The sequence below is a fragment of the Siccirubricoccus deserti genome (assembly GCF_014283215.1).
Classification (GTDB): domain Bacteria; phylum Pseudomonadota; class Alphaproteobacteria; order Acetobacterales; family Acetobacteraceae; genus Siccirubricoccus; species Siccirubricoccus deserti.
On the sequence record NZ_JACOMF010000069.1, the window covers coordinates 1 to 14,124 of the forward strand.

The window sequence follows — 14,124 nt, forward strand, 5'->3', positions numbered from 1 at the left end:
CCGCCGCACGTCGCCACCGCGCGCGAGGCGGTGGCCTGTAGCTTCGGCATGAACGAGGGGGAGTACCGGCGGATCTGCGAGGCGTGATGCGGACCGCGCTATTACACAGAGCCGTGGCGTGAGAGAGCCGCCGCGACAGGACCCGTCTCCCCAAGCGCATGCCCCGGCGTGGGGCCTGCGTGGGACGCCCCGAAACGACAGAGCCCGGCGCGAGGGCCGGGCTACCGTGAAACGCCTTGGTTGCGAACGAGAAAGAGTGGCGCGCCCGAAGAGATTCGAACTCCTGACCCCCAGATTCGTAGGTTGGCGATCAGGCCGTCCCAACGGCCGATATGAAGGGGTTCCGTGCTGTATCAGGGACTTTCAGGAAGGCGAGTCCAGGGCGCTTCCCCTTCATGCCCCATAAAGCCCCACCGAAGCCCCGTGGGGCTGGCGTGGGGCGACCGGTTCTTGGCACAATGCCTCGACCGGTCAGCAATCGCCGCGTGCCACTCCGGTTTTTGAGACTGTCCGGTAAGGTTGATGTCGAGCACCGTCCGCTATTGGTCCAAGGTCATGTCAGCGAAGGCACCGTCGCGCTGGACTCCGGCACTGGCTACCAGGATGTCGAGACGGCCGGAGCGGCCCAGCAAAGCATGGAACAGCGCCTCGACCTGATCTTCCCGCGAGACGTTTCCCTTCAATGCGACGGCTGCGCCGCTGGTCAGCTCGATCTCAGCGACGACTGCTGCAGCACCATCGGGGCTGGACGTATAGTTCACCCCGACTGCCGCACCGGCCGCGGCAAGCGCGACCGCCACGCCCGCACCGATGCCGTTGCTGCCGCCGGTGACAAGCGCGACCTGCCCTTCAAGCGGTCGAGACACATTCCCTGACATCCGCAATCCTCGTCATGGCCTCGGGTTCAGCCACAGGGGTGCCTGCAGAACCTCAGCGATCCAACCGATCCGCAGTTGCAGCGGCATGCCGGAGGTGTTCGTCAGCGCCGCGTCAGCCGAGCCATCGCAGTCGTTCGGCATGCGTATCGCCGAGTGCCAGCACGCGCTCGGACCCGTCCGGCCACAGTGTCAGGCGTAGACTTCCTTGCTCGTCATAGGCAGGATCCGCCTCGAAGCGGAGCCAAGCGAAGGGCGAATGCCCCGTCGCCTTCGCACCGACCCGCGCCGCATGTGCCGCGATGCGGGCCAGGGTCGTCTCGGGCGCGTACTGTAGGGCCACGGCATGCATCAGCACGCGCGTCACTCCTGGCTCGAGCTTGGCCGGGTCGAGGGCCGCCTCGGTCCAGTCCGCCGCGTCCGCGCGGTCAAGGCGGGGCGGATCGGCGGCCGCGATGTCGATGGCAGCCTCGAGGCGGGCGAGCCTCTCGGCTTGGTCTGGCCAGACATAGGCGAGCAGGCGCTCGCGGTCCGCAGGATGTGTCACGTCAAGCGGATCCAGGTCGCAGCCGTGGCGGCACGCAACGCGCACTCGCGCCTTCGGTGGCCCGCTGCCTTCCCAGCCCGGCGCGATCCTGACACGGGCGCCCGGCGTGCCGGCCGTCGCGCCGCCGAGGCAGTGCTCGTAGCGGTCGAGCATGAGCATAAGGCCGGCGCTTGCGCCGATCTCATGCAACGAGAAGGACCGCCCGCCGGTCGCGGCGGCGACGGCGAGGAGGCCTGCCATGAGCGGCGCCGACCGCATCGGCTCATTCGTCTGTGGGGCGCGGTCGAGCCAGGGCAGGAGATCGGCTTCAGTCGCCGGTAGCGCCGTGGCCAGGGCGGCCTCGAATGCCCCAGCCTCGGGCAGCGGATGCGGCGGCCAGAATGCGGCGAGGTGCGGCAGGCCTCCGCGCCTGACCAGGGCATGCAGGCCCGCCGCGAGCCTGAGCGGCACCGAATCGCCACGGGCGTCTGGCCGTCCGGGCCAATCGAGCACACGTCGCCCCAGCTCGGTCGAGTGGTCGAGGATGCGTCCAAGCGCCTCGCATAATAGCCCGGTGAAGGGCGAGCCGCGCTCGTGACACGCTGACGCCTGGACGGCGAAGGCGTTGCGTGCGGCTTCTGCTGCTGGAGTCATTGCGGTCACCCTGGTGGCGTTGCCCTGGTGCAACGCGTCCGCAAGGGGGGGCGCTCCGGCCCTTCCGCATGTGCATGGCAAACCGCCCATCGGGACTGCCGTTGAGTTACAGCATTGACAGCGCCGTCCTGCCTTCCCCGCCGTCCATGACCGGAGGCCTCGCTCGTGTCCCAGGACCCCAAGAGCGCACACCCGCAACCGCCGCAGCCCGAGCAGTCCCAATCGCCGCCCGGCCGGACCGGCGAAATGGCGCCCACACCCGACCATGGCGAGCGCTCCTACATGGGCAGTGGCAGGTTGGCCGGGAAAGCGGCGATCATCACCGGTGCGGATTCTGGCATCGGCCGCGCCGTGGCCATCGCCTTCGCGCGCGAAGGCGCGGACGTCCTGATCTCCTACCTCGACGAGCACCAGGACGCGGAGGAGACCGCACGCTGGGTCGAGCAGGCTGGGCGGAAGGCGATTTGCGCCGCGGGCGATATCGCCGAGGAGCAGCACTGCAAGACCCTGGTCCAGCAGGCGCTGCGCGAATTCGGTCGGCTCGACATCCTGGTCAACAACGCCGCCATGCAGCGGACCCACCAGAGCATCGAGGAAATCAGCTCGGAGGAGTGGGACCGCACCTTCCGGACCAACATTTATTCGCAGTTCTATCTGTGCAAGGCAGCAATTCCGCATATGCATCCGGGCTCGGCGATCGTGAACACCACCTCGGTCAACGCCAAGACGCCCTCGCCGTCGCTGCTTGCCTATGCGACGACTAAGGGCGCGATCGCCAACTTCACCGCCGGGCTGGCGGGGCTCGTGGCAAAGCAGGGTATCCGCGTGAACTGCGTCGCGCCCGGGCCAATCTGGACGCCGCTGATCCCCTCCACCATGCCGGCTGAGCAGGTAAAAAGCTTCGGCCAGGACACGCCCATCGGCCGGGCAGGGCAGCCGGCGGAGCTCGCACCGGCCTATGTCATGCTCGCCTCCGAGGAGGCGAGCTACATCACTGGTGCCATGGTGCCGGTGACCGGTGGCCGGCCAATGCTGTGACGGCGCGGTGCGACCTCGCCCTGTGCAGCGTCGAACGGCAGGAGGAAGCGCCTGGGCAGCAGCGCCTGCGCCTGTTGACGGAGGCCGGCGCGATCGACTGCTGCCTCCATCCCGCAGAAACGTGCAACGCTGCGGTGCTCTGGGTCCTCGGGGCCGGCGGGCGGGCTCTACACCTGGCTCGGGCAGAGGTGTGATACCACCTCGCTTGAACTGACCTACCGTCATCCCGGACGCGTGCAAGACGTGCTGCTGGGGCTGGAATGGCTGGGCGGCAAGGGCCGGCGCCGGGTCGCGCTGGTGGGCATTCTATTGGTGGCGCGGTGGTGATCACCGCCGGTGCGGCGCTGAGCAGCCAGAGCCGCGGCACCGAAGCCGTGGCCGAGCTTGCCCCGCGGCCGCTGCTGGTCACCCACGGCACGGCCAATGAGGTGCGGCCCAATGCTTGTACGACAGACATCAACCGCTATGTGCAGGAGCCCAAGGACCTGATCCTCTATCCCGGTTGCCGGCACGGTTTCGACCAGTGCCGCGAGGCGCTGGACCGCGATCTTCTCGGCTGGCTCAAGTGCGTCCTCCGCCTCGCCCCGGGGCGGTGCCGGTAACCACGCTCGATGAAGGACGCGCAGGTGTACGATGTATGGGAAGCCGTGCTGCCGCGCCGCACAGCGCTGGGAGTCGCCCCAGCCCTCGTGGCCGCTCCACCCACGGGCCATGTTGTGCTGCTCGGAGATTCGGTGCTCGACAATGCAGGTTATCTCGGCGGGCGTGGCCCGGACGTGGTTACCCAACTGCGTGCCCGCCTGCCTGCCGGCTGGCGCGCGACGCTGCTCGCCAAAGGAGGCTCGGTGACCCTGGACGTGCCCGAGCAACTGCGGCGACTCTCTGCCGATGCGAGCCACCTCGTTATCAGCGCCGGCGGCAATGATGCAGGGCGGCAAGAAGGTGTGCTGGGCTCGCCCGTCCGCAGCGTTGCCGAGGCACTGGCGAAAATCGCAGGTATCCGGGAGCAGTTCCGGCGCGATTACCAGGCGATGCTCGCCTCGGTCTTGGTGCGTCGTCTGCCGCTCGCCCTCTGCACCATCTATGACCCACGCTTCCCGGATCTGGCACGCCGCAGCGCTGCCATCGTGGCCCTCGGCACCTTCAACGACATCATCACGAGGGAAGCCTTCGGCCGGGGCCTGCCGGTGATCGACCTGCGGCTCGTCTGCGACGAGGACGAGGACTTCGCCGCCCCGGCGGGCCCGTCGGTCCGCGGCGGCGGCAAGATCGCCGCTGCCATCGGGCAATTCGCCACGCGGCATGATCCCGCCGCCCGGCATTCAGCGATTTATCTCGGTGATACCCGATAGGCCTGCCCGTGCGGCCACTTTCCATATCGGCCCCTTGTGCGGCCTCGAAGGTCGGCAGACGGCCCGTTTGCAGGCATTCCGACGAGCGATTGCATGTCCGACGTTCGCCGACATCAGACGGTCAGCTTTCGGACGAGCATCGGGCCCAAGCGGATGTTCGTGCACGAGAGTTGATTGTCGAAGCTCGAACCCGCACCTGATCCGCGTGGAGTTGTGGTGCGGCTGAGAGGACGGGCCCGCAACCCTTTCGCCCACCGGACGCTGCGCGTGGAATGTGGCGGGTGGCAAGCTGCGCCGCCTCCGAGGGAGCGAACCGGTGACCGACGACACGGTGGAGTTCAGCGCGACGCAGCGGGAGGCCGGCGACGGCGCGCCCGGGGCGACGGCGGCTTTCCCGTATGACCGCATGAGCGTGGAGCGTTTTCGGGAGGCATTCCCCCGCGCGCGGTGGCGCGAGGACCTCCGTGCCTGGTTCGTGCCGGGCACGAGGGCGGAACAACGCCTGAATGCATGGATGAGCCGTGAATGGTCGGGCGTGCTGGCCCATGGCGACCAGCGCGGCCGCGACGCCTTCACCTTCGAGCCGATCACGAGCCCCTATCTGGAAGTCGCCGACGACCTCGTGGTGCGGACGCCGTATTCCCGGACCGTCATCGCCGAGCTGCGGGCGGTGCCCTGGGCGCGGTGGGATCCGGCATCGAAGGCGTGGCGCGTACCGTTCCGATCGTTCGAGGAACTGAGCCGGCGCTGGCCCGCCATCGAGAATGCCGCCCGCCAGGCCGAGCCCGAGGAGCGGCGGAAGCGCGACGAAAGCCGTAAGGCCTCCCTCAAGCACGAGGAGAGGCGGGCCGAGGCCGCGGAACGCCGCCGGCATCGCTATCCCGTGCCGGAGGATGCGCTGCCGCCACTCGACCGCGTGCTGATGACCCACGCTGGACCTGTGGTGTTCGAGGCGGTCACCGGCGAGCTTGTCGAGCCCATGATTGCTGCCCGCTTCTACCCCGGTGTTACCGCCGGACCCGCAGCGCTGATCTGGGCGGGTTGGCGCAGGCCGAGCCATGCTGAGCTGGTCCAGACCTGGCCTGCACGGACAGCGCCTGGCCCAGCTGACTTGGCGCGTGGCTGGTGGCAGCCGACGATCGAGGTGCTGCGGGAGGAACGTCGCAGGGCGGCATCTCTGGAGCGTGCGCAGGCGACGCGTCGGGCCAAAGCGCTGTGAGTGACCACTGTCTGGACAGCCCCGGCTGTGTTGCGACAGCCGCGGCTTTCAGTGGCCGAAATCTGCCTGTCCGCTCTCAGGAACAAGATAGGATTGAGCGGACGTTGAGCGCGCTGCGCCCCTTATTTGGTTACGAGGCACGTGGCGGCAGATCGCGAGCTAGCAGACCAGGGGGGCGCAACGCGCCCAGTCGTGCTTGCCCTAGGTCAGGCAATCGGGATCAGAGCGGGCGGGAATGAAGCGGCTTTTCACGTAAGGCCGGTTTGACCGAGCGGGTACGATTTTCGAGCTTCGGCCCAATCCGTGCTACTTCACCGCCATGGAGACCAAGCCCCCCATCCCACTTGCCGTCCTTGTTGGCATTCAAACGCCCGAGGTGGACGACGTCGCGCATCAAGCGAGCCTTGAGGAGTTGGGACGCCTGGTGAAGACGCTGGGCTATGAGGTGGCGGGAACGGTTTCGCAGCGGCGCGAGGGCACCGGCGCCGGGTCGCTGCTGGGAAGCGGCAAGCTGGCGGAACTGGCAGCGCTCACTGGCGGCACCGGGGTGGTCAGCTCAATGGCGCCGCCCCCGAAGTCCAAGGCGCGGCAACGGTTCGAAGGTGGCGCCGAGACTACCGACCAGGCGGAGCCCGATCCGGGCGCTACCCGCAGGCCCGGGTTCGTCATAGTCGACCATGAGCTCTCGCCCAGCCAGATCCGCAATCTGGAGCGCGCTACCGGCGCCCAGGTGCTCGACCGCACCGGCGTGATCGTCGAGATCTTCCACCGCCATGCCAACACCCGTGAGGCGAAGCTGCAGGTGGAGATGGCGCGTCTGAAATACGTCGCTCCCCGCCTTCGGGAGTCCTCGGGCGGTGGCGGACGGCAGCAGGGGCCCGGCGCAGGCGAAAGCAACCTCGATCTCGACCGCCGCAAGATCCGCGACCGGCTTTCGGAGCTGAAGGAGCAGCTGGCAGCGGTGCAGCGCGACAGCGACCATCGCCGCTCCGCCCGGCGGGACCAGCTGCGGGTGGCGCTGGTTGGCTACACCAATGCGGGTAAGTCCTCCTTGATGCGGGCTCTCACCGGCAGCCAGGTGCTGGTGGAGGACAAGCTGTTTGCCACCCTCGACACCACGGTCCGCATCCTACAGCCGGAAACCCGGCCGCGGGTGCTCATTTCGGACACGGTCGGCTTCATCAAGCAGCTGCCACATGACTTGGTCGCCTCGTTCCGCTCCACCCTGACGGAGGCGCTGGAAGCCTCGCTGCTGCTGTTCGTGGTCGACGCATCGGACCCGACCTATGAGGCGCAGCTGGAGGTGAGCCGCAGCGTGCTGCGTGAAATCGGGGCCGATGTCGTCCCGTCCCGCCTAGTGCTGAACAAGATGGACCGGGTAGATGCCGCCGGGCGTGCCGCGCTGATGGCGAAGCATCCGGACGCAATTCTGCTCTCCGCCCATGCGCCTGAGGATGTGAGCGCTCTGCAGGACATCATCATCGCGTTCTTCGAGGCGGAGATGGTCGAGGATGTGCTGGTGCTGCCCTATGCGAAACAAGGGCTGATAGGCGAGGTGTATGAAAGCGCGCGGGTCTTGTCCGAGGAGTATGACGAGACAGGCCGGGTACTAAAGGTGCGCGGCCTACCCGGCGCCATCACGCGACTGCAACGGAGTCTTGCCGCGCTCTGAGCCTTAGTTCACGCAGCACCTCATAGACCTTCGGCAGCACCACGGCGGCCGTGACCAACGGCAGCAACTGCTATCAGCCGCGCCCTCGTCCGGCAGGCCAAGGCGGAGGCGAAGCGGCTCGAGGGGCCGCGAGCCCCTGGTTGCCTCTTGACGTGGTCTCTGGGTTCGGAGCGAAGCTTCGGTGAGCTACGCCGCAACACCCGCCGGCGATATTGCGATGCGCTCGTCATCCAGATCCGCCGTCCATTGCAGAAGGAGGGCAGCATGACGCCGTCGTCCAGCATCACCGTCCGCATCCCGTTGGCGATCCGCAGTCGCGGTGGGCGGAAACTGGTAGTCACGCCCGATGGTAGCTCAGGGATGCCGCTCAGTCGTACCCGCGCCGACCCCGCGATGGTGAAGGCGTTGGCGCGGGCGCATCGATGGAAGCAGCTGCTGGAACAGGGCCGCTATGCCTCCCTCAGCGAAATGACGAAGGCCGAGAAGATCGATCGCGGCTATCTCGGCAAGATGCTGCGGCTGACGCTGCTGGCGCCGGACATTGTCGAGGCGATTTTAGATGGGCGGCAGCCATCTCATATTGGGTTACCAGCGCTGCTCCGGTCGGTACCCAGCATGTGGGACGAGCAGCGCTCTATGATTGCAAGGTCAGCAGTCGCGCCTCACTGACTAAGCAACTCACGAATCGAGCTATTTGCATAAAAAGGTCAGTCTGCGCGCTTTCGCCCCGCCATGGATGACAGGGTCACTGCGCGGCCACGTCTACTTCGCGTCCGCCTTCACCTTGTCGAAATCCGGCACGTTGCTGGCGGAGGCGGCAAGATACTGCGACTTCGTCATCTTCAGCGCCTCGGCCGCCGTCGCGTTCTCGGTGATCTTGGCCATCACCGCCTCGCGCGCACGGTCGAAGTATTCGCGGTTGGCGGCGACGAACTCGCGCGAGCGGCGCAGCCCCGCAAGGTAGCCGTTGATCTCCGGCACCACGTAGCGCGCCACCATGTCCCAGCTCCGGAAAGTGTTCTCCGGGTTAGCCCAGTCATGCACGAAGCCAACCACCGTACCAAAGCCGCCGCTGATCGCCAGGACCTCCTTGATGCGCGCGACGAGGTCGTCGGGGGTGCCTATCGTGGCGACCGCGCCAGGACCGAAGGCCGTCTTGTCCACCGCCTCGTCCGGGTCCTTGAAGGGCTTGGCGCCAGGGCGTTGCAGCGTGCCAGCGATGTACTCGTTGTGATGGCGAAGTAGCCCGTCACGGGCCTCGGCACGCGCCTTCTCCCGCGTCTCGGCAATGTGCCAGCTCAGCAGAACGCGCCAGTTCTTCCGGTCGACCGTGGTGCCGTGCCGGGCGGCCGCTGCCTCGGCAAAGCCCCATTGGGTCGGCAGCGCATTCAGACCCTCACTCGACAACGAGCCGATGGAGATGATGCCGATGCCGTGCTTGCCTGCAAGCGTCATGCCCGACGGGCTGATCTGGGAGGCCACTGCGAAGGGCATCTCCTCCTGCAGCGGCAGGAGTTGCAGCGCCGCATCGTTCAGGTCGAACCAGTCGCTGCGGTGGGTGATGCGCTCGCCGCGGAACAGCCGACGGATGATGCCGATTGCCTCGTCCTGCCGGTCGCGCAGGAGCATTGGGTCGATGCCGAGTGTGTGCGCATCCGAGGCGAGTGCGCCGGGTCCTGAGCCGAAGATCGCCCGTCCGCCGGTCATGTGGTCGAGCTGCACCATGCGTTGCGCCACGTTGAACGGATGGTGGTAAGGCAGGGAAACCACGCCGGTCGCCAGCATGATACGCTTCGTCCGTTCACCCGCGGCAGCCAGGAACATCTCCGGCGAGGCGATCATCTCCCAGCCGCTGGAATGATGCTCGCCGCACCAGAACTCGTCGTAGCCGAGCTTGTCCAGGTGCTCCACCAGGTCGAGGTCACGGCGGAACTGCAGCATGGGATGCTCGCCGATCGGGTGATGCGGGGCGAGAAAGGCACCGAAGCCGAGGCGGGGCATGGCACGTCTCCTGATCATGGACGACGGCGATACGAGGCCATGCACAGACCTAGAAGCGGCCGATGTGAAGTCGACCGATATCTCCCGCCTTCGCGGCGCATTCGCGCATCTTGGTTGAACGATAGTCGCCCCTCGGCGTGCCGGGCAAGATCCGCACCGCCGTGGCGATACGCACAGGTGAGCCCGATGCGGTCCGAAAAACTTGGGTCGGGCCTCGCCACCCTTCCTCGGCGGCTCCTGTCCCGTCGTGGTCCGCCCCGAGGTGGTCCGCACTGACATGCTGCAACGCCGCAAGCAGGGCATCGAACTTTGCCTTCTTGTCCAGGAGGGCTGCGCGGCTCTGCTGCTGGTTGGTTCCGCGCTTGGTCAACCAAGCCATGCTGAAAGGGATCGCTAACGATTGCCGGTCCGATCACGGCCCGCGGCCGAGATCGAAGCGGCGGTGGTGAGCCCAGTCTGGGCGCTGCCGCGGCACTTGAGGTGGTGGCCGGCACCTGGCGGGCGGCGCGGGCAGAGGCGCCGGACCTGACTGAGCAAAAGGTACGGGAGGCGCTAGCCCGAATGGATTTGCTCTGGGACAAGCTGCTCCGTGCCGATCAGGGCCGCGGGACGTGGACGATGAGGGCGTCCGCAGCGGTGCCGGTCAGCCTGCGCCACGGCGGCCCAAGGGTGTCCCGGATCGGCTGGCCGGACCTGGCCCACGACCGGTACGGTCCCTGCCGTCGCCCGGCAGGTCGGCCGGGCGGATCACCAGAAGCGCCAGAGGCCCGACCAGCGTGACAAGCGCCAGGACCGCGAAGGCCCAGCTCCAGGCCCCGGGAACGCTGCCGCCCCCTGCCGCGTCCAGGACCGCCCCGAACGCCACGGGTCCAACCACCCCGCCGGCGAAGCCGAGCATGGAATGCAGCGCCATGGTGGCACCGCGGTAGGCGGGGTCCGCGTTGCCCAGGGCGCCGGCGGTGACGGACGCGCTCTCGCTCGTCATCAAGGGCCCGTGCAGCAGGGCGAGCGCCACGGCGAGCGCGTAGCTGCTCCCCCCGAGGACCCCGAGGGCCGCGCCGGTCGCGGCGGAGAGCGACATCAGTACGAGCACTGTCCTCTTCCGCCCGAGCTGGATAGAGCACTCCCCGCCCAGCACGATGGGGAATATGCCGAGGACCGAGGCGCCGAAGGCGACCTGCGCGGGCGCCGGCCAGCCGGAACCGGGCACCTGGCTGGCGGCGGCGGCGGAGGCGAGGAAGGCGATGAGCCAGGAACGCACCGCGTAGAGTTCCCAGCTATGGGCGAAATAGGCCAGCGACCAGGTGACCGAATGGCGGTTCCGCAGCACCGGGCGGAAGTCCAGCAGCCGCGTCGGGGGGCGGATGCGGGGCGGCTCCGGCCGGACCCAGAGCAGTACCAGCGCGGTGGCGAGCAGGGTCGCAATCGCCGGCACGCCGAAGGCGAGCCGCCAGGTCGCGGCGCGCAGGATCCAGTCGGCCAGCAGGTATGAAGAGGCGGTGCCCACCCCGAAGCTCGCGGTGTAGAGGGCGACGGCGCGTGACTGGGCGCGCCCCTCCAGGCTGTCGGCAAGCAGCCGCAGCCCCGGCATGTAGGTCCCCGCGAGCCCCGCCCCCGCGAGGGCGTGGAACAGCAGCGCTGTCGCCAACCCATCCGCCAGCATGGCGAAGCCGGCATTGCCGGTGGCAGCGAGGAGGGCGCTCGCGACCCAGATGCGCCGCGGGTCCACACGGTCTGTCAGGCTCACGAGGACGGGGACGGCTATCGTATAGCCTGCGAAGAAGGCCCCGCCGATCAGGCCCGCCTGCGCGTTGCTCAGCCCCCAGAGGTCGCGCAGTGGCGCGAGGAGGACGGCGAAGGTGGAGAAGCCCAGCATCGTCAGCACTTCTGCCGCGCAGAGAACCACCGTGAGCCGGCGCGCCGACGACGCGGGCATGCACTTCCCCCGACCCCAGATCTGGCCTGCGCCTGGGTCGTCCCGGCGATGCACGAGAGACCCAGCGCATCGACCGTACCGGCCCGACCGGTGAGGTCAATCGGACCTCGGGACAGTGGCCGCCGGACCCGCGCGGTCGAGGCGGAGCGGCACAATGGCGAGAAAACCGAGCGTCCCCACCGCCAGCGCGAAACCGATCCCCCACCCATGGCCGCCGGTCGCATCCACGACGAGCCCAGCCAGCGGCGGCCCGAGCGCGGCAGCGATGCCCGATGCGGTGAAGAAGGCGCCGAGCAACGCACCGAGGTTCCGCACCCCGAACAGCCCGATCAGCACCGCCGGCATCAGCGCGATGCGCAGGCCGTAGCCGAGCCCAAGCGTCACCGCGAACGCTGCCAGCCAGGCGTAGGAGGCGGCCGCGAGCCACAACAGGTAGCTCGCGGCCATCAGCAGCACCGAGGCCTTGAACAGCCGCGCCGTGCCCACCCGCTCCGCGAGCGCGCCCATGCCAAGGCGACCGACCACGCTCGAGCCGCCCAGCAACGACAGCAGCGCCGCCCCCGCCAGCTCGCTCGCGCCCCGCGCGGCGGCATCGGCCGGCAGGAGGACGAGCGGCACGAACAGCGCCGTCGTCGCCAGCACCCAGGACGCATAGAGCGCCAGGAATTCGGGCGAGCGCATGATCCGCCCGAGCGGGAGGTGTGGCTCTCCGGCAGGTGGGAGTGGCGGCCGCCGGACCAGTGTGGCGGCGAGCGCGAGCACCGCGGCGCAGCCCAGACCCAGCATCGCGCTCGTGGCGCGCCAGCCGTACTGGCCGATCAGGGCCGCCGTGAGCGGGGGCAGGACCAGCATGCCACAGCCGGTGCCCGCGGCGGCTAGCCCGAGCGCCGCGTTGCGGCGGCGAACAAACCACCCGCCCAGGACCGCCAGGGTCGGCGTATAGGCGCAGGCCGCGCCCAGGCCGACCCCGACGCCATAGGCGAGGTACCCCGCCCAGATCTGCCCGGCGAGGCTGTTCAGCACGAGGCCGCCGCCCATCACAGCCCCGCCGATCGCGGTCATGACGGCGGGGCCGAAGCGGTCGCCGAGGCGGCCGGCGACGGCACCGGCCAGATAAAAGACCAGCCCGGTGATGGAGAAGAAGGCCGAGGTCGCCGCCATCCCCGCCCCGAATTCGACGGCCATCGGCGCGAAGAAGGCGCCGAAGCTGTACATCGTGCCGAAGACCACGAAGCTCACCGTGAAGGCGACCGAGGCCATGACCCAGGCGCGGGGCGAATCCGGCTGCAGTGCCGCGGGCGGTGGATGCGGGACCGTCGTGTCCATTGGCGGCGCCTCCTTCGGCGCCGGTCGAGGGCGCTGTCTACAGCAGTGGTGGCCGGTCTCCGCTCGCATGGGCCGAGCCGGCGCGCCCCGGAGCGGGGCCGCGGGAGACGCCAGGATGCGGGGCCCCGCACGCCCGCGGCAATCCGGTTCTTGCTGCGCTATGAGCATCCCCCATGCGGCCCGGGAGGCATCGAAGGCGAGCAGGTAATGGCTGCTCTGAAGCAGCACAACGGGATGCACCCTACACGGACGGGGTTGTCCCGAGTTGCACCAGGCATGGATTTCGGAGGGTTGGCACTGATGTTCGCCGCCAGCGCCGTGCGACCGGGCATTCGGGGCTCCAACCACCATGGCAGCTATCGCTCGGAAACCGGCCATTTTCCTCAATCCGAACCTTGGGACTAAATCCGCCAAGTCCCAAGCTTCAGAGAGAAAGCGCCGTCCGGGGAGAGATTCCGGCGCTCGTTTCGTTATCGAAAGCCCAAGGTCGTTGCCCCGACCCAGGCCAAACCTGCCGTTCCGGACGCCGGTGGCCCGGACGGAGAGCGGTTCTCGAAAAGCGAATGGTGTGGCGGGAGGAACCGGAAGCGAACACTCTCTGAGGTTCGTGGTGCGCGCAGAATGGGGGATCCACCGCCCTGGGGCAGCCAAAACGCTTCGAAGCTCATGGGGAGTACGCTTCGGGTGGGCGAAGCGAAGCGCCGAAATACCGGGAAGCCAAACCTCCCGAAGGGAGGCGGCGACCGCGCCTCCCGTCCGGACATTGAAGGCGCCGCCTCTACTTGGTCTCGCTGCGGCTGAGGAAGGTCTCAACGATGCCGGGCAGGTGCTCAAGCTGCCACTCGGCCATCTCCATCTCCTCGCGCATTGACTGCTCCAGCGCCTGGACGTCCCCGGTGGCGCCGGCCGCCTTGGCCATCGTGATCAGCGCCGTATAGGAGCCGACCTCGTAGGCCTTGTAGCCGATGGCGGCGAGCAGGTTCTTGATCACCTCGTCGGAGGCCGACAGGTGCACCATGCCCGCCACCTTGCCGGCCACCGAGGTCACCGCCTCCTTGGCGGCCGAGGGGCTGGTGCCGTGACTCGACAGCAGCGCCTCCAGCCGTGCCTGCTGCGTCTGGGAGCGCCTGACCTCCTCGCGCATGCGCGCGTGCAGCTCGGGGTAGGGCTCCATCCGGCCTAGGAGCGCGTCCCGGTAACGGCTGAAGCGGCTCGACATGTGAGGCGGGCGGTGATTCGCTCGGCGGCATGATGAAGAGCTTTCGACCCTGGAAGGTGAATGAGGCCTGGCTGCTGCCGCCCTCGGTGCAGGAGTTCGTCCCCGAGGGGCATCCGGCGCATCTGGTTCGTGACATTGTGGCGGAGGAGCTCGATCTCTCGGCCATTCTCTCGACCTTTGACGAGCCCCGTGGCTATCCGCCGTACCACCCGACGATGATGGTGGCGCTGCTGCTCTACGCCTACAGCCGGGGCGTCTACTCGTCGCGGCGGATCGCGCGCGCCTGCGAAGAGCGTCTCGACTTCC

The 14,124-nt window shown here is 68.3% G+C and carries 15 protein-coding genes; 7 read left to right on the top strand and 8 right to left on the bottom strand.

Annotation, left to right across the window (positions count from 1 at the left end; translation table 11 throughout):
* Positions 1-539: 539 nt before the first annotated feature.
* Both H7965_RS25655 and H7965_RS25660 read right to left on the bottom strand, forming a co-directional pair.
* Positions 540-878 carry an SDR family NAD(P)-dependent oxidoreductase gene (locus tag H7965_RS25655; RefSeq protein WP_186773400.1) on the bottom strand — a complete coding sequence of 113 codons (339 nt, stop codon included), beginning with the start codon at positions 876-878 and terminating at the stop codon, positions 540-542.
* 112 nt (positions 879-990) lie between these two features.
* Complete coding sequence (locus H7965_RS25660; protein WP_186773401.1) at positions 991-2,055, bottom strand: DUF2332 domain-containing protein; 1,065 nt, start codon at positions 2,053-2,055, stop codon at positions 991-993.
* A 165-nt stretch (positions 2,056-2,220) separates the two neighbouring features.
* On the opposite strand from H7965_RS25660, the gene H7965_RS25665 reads away from it, so the two are divergent.
* The 4 genes from H7965_RS25665 to H7965_RS25680 all read left to right on the top strand — a co-directional run bounded on the left by H7965_RS25665 (position 2,221) and on the right by H7965_RS25680 (position 5,664).
* Positions 2,221-3,093 (top strand): SDR family oxidoreductase, encoded by an 873-nt coding sequence (locus H7965_RS25665; RefSeq protein ID WP_229682794.1) that lies wholly within the window; start codon positions 2,221-2,223, stop codon positions 3,091-3,093.
* 320 nt (positions 3,094-3,413) lie between these two features.
* Positions 3,414-3,695 (top strand): hypothetical protein, encoded by a 282-nt coding sequence (locus H7965_RS25670; protein WP_186773402.1) that lies wholly within the window; start codon positions 3,414-3,416, stop codon positions 3,693-3,695.
* 9 nt (positions 3,696-3,704) lie between these two features.
* A complete protein-coding gene (locus H7965_RS25675; protein WP_186773403.1) occupies positions 3,705-4,445 on the top strand; it encodes an SGNH/GDSL hydrolase family protein in 741 nt (246 codons plus the stop codon).
* A gap of 316 nt (positions 4,446-4,761) precedes the next feature.
* Positions 4,762-5,664, top strand: coding sequence for a hypothetical protein (locus H7965_RS25680; protein WP_222440817.1), 903 nt, complete (start codon positions 4,762-4,764; stop codon positions 5,662-5,664).
* A 220-nt stretch (positions 5,665-5,884) separates the two neighbouring features.
* Here the strand turns inward: H7965_RS25680 and H7965_RS25685 are convergent, their stop codons facing one another.
* Positions 5,885-6,058 (bottom strand): hypothetical protein, encoded by a 174-nt coding sequence (locus H7965_RS25685; protein ID WP_186773413.1) that lies wholly within the window; start codon positions 6,056-6,058, stop codon positions 5,885-5,887.
* Here H7965_RS25685 and hflX point away from each other — a divergent pair.
* Together hflX and H7965_RS25695 are read left to right on the top strand one after the other, a co-directional pair.
* Positions 5,984-7,336 (top strand): GTPase HflX, encoded by a 1,353-nt coding sequence (gene hflX / locus H7965_RS25690; RefSeq protein WP_186773404.1) that lies wholly within the window; start codon positions 5,984-5,986, stop codon positions 7,334-7,336. The two genes, H7965_RS25685 and hflX, sit on opposite strands and share 75 nt — an antisense overlap.
* Before the next feature lie 264 nt (positions 7,337-7,600).
* Positions 7,601-8,005, top strand: coding sequence for a hypothetical protein (locus H7965_RS25695; protein WP_186773405.1), 405 nt, complete (start codon positions 7,601-7,603; stop codon positions 8,003-8,005).
* Positions 8,006-8,098: 93 nt separating this feature from the next.
* On the opposite strand, the gene H7965_RS25700 is transcribed toward H7965_RS25695, so the two are convergent.
* The 5 genes from H7965_RS25700 to H7965_RS25720 all read right to left on the bottom strand — a co-directional run bounded on the left by H7965_RS25700 (position 8,099) and on the right by H7965_RS25720 (position 13,818).
* A complete protein-coding gene (locus H7965_RS25700; RefSeq protein ID WP_186773406.1) occupies positions 8,099-9,337 on the bottom strand; it encodes an LLM class flavin-dependent oxidoreductase in 1,239 nt (412 codons plus the stop codon).
* 49 nt (positions 9,338-9,386) lie between these two features.
* Positions 9,387-9,707 carry a hypothetical protein gene (locus tag H7965_RS25705; RefSeq protein WP_186773407.1) on the bottom strand — a complete coding sequence of 107 codons (321 nt, stop codon included), beginning with the start codon at positions 9,705-9,707 and terminating at the stop codon, positions 9,387-9,389.
* A 273-nt stretch (positions 9,708-9,980) separates the two neighbouring features.
* Complete coding sequence (locus H7965_RS25710) at positions 9,981-11,273, bottom strand: MFS transporter (protein ID WP_186773408.1); 1,293 nt, start codon at positions 11,271-11,273, stop codon at positions 9,981-9,983.
* Positions 11,274-11,369: 96 nt separating this feature from the next.
* A complete protein-coding gene (locus tag H7965_RS25715) occupies positions 11,370-12,533 on the bottom strand; it encodes an MFS transporter (RefSeq protein ID WP_186773409.1) in 1,164 nt (387 codons plus the stop codon).
* Positions 12,534-13,377: 844 nt separating this feature from the next.
* Positions 13,378-13,818 carry a DUF892 family protein gene (locus H7965_RS25720; RefSeq protein ID WP_186773410.1) on the bottom strand — a complete coding sequence of 147 codons (441 nt, stop codon included), beginning with the start codon at positions 13,816-13,818 and terminating at the stop codon, positions 13,378-13,380.
* 29 nt (positions 13,819-13,847) lie between these two features.
* Between H7965_RS25720 and H7965_RS25725 the strand changes: the two genes are divergently transcribed.
* Positions 13,848-14,124 (top strand): transposase (locus H7965_RS25725; RefSeq protein WP_186773411.1); only part of this gene is annotated, 277 nt, incomplete at its 3' end.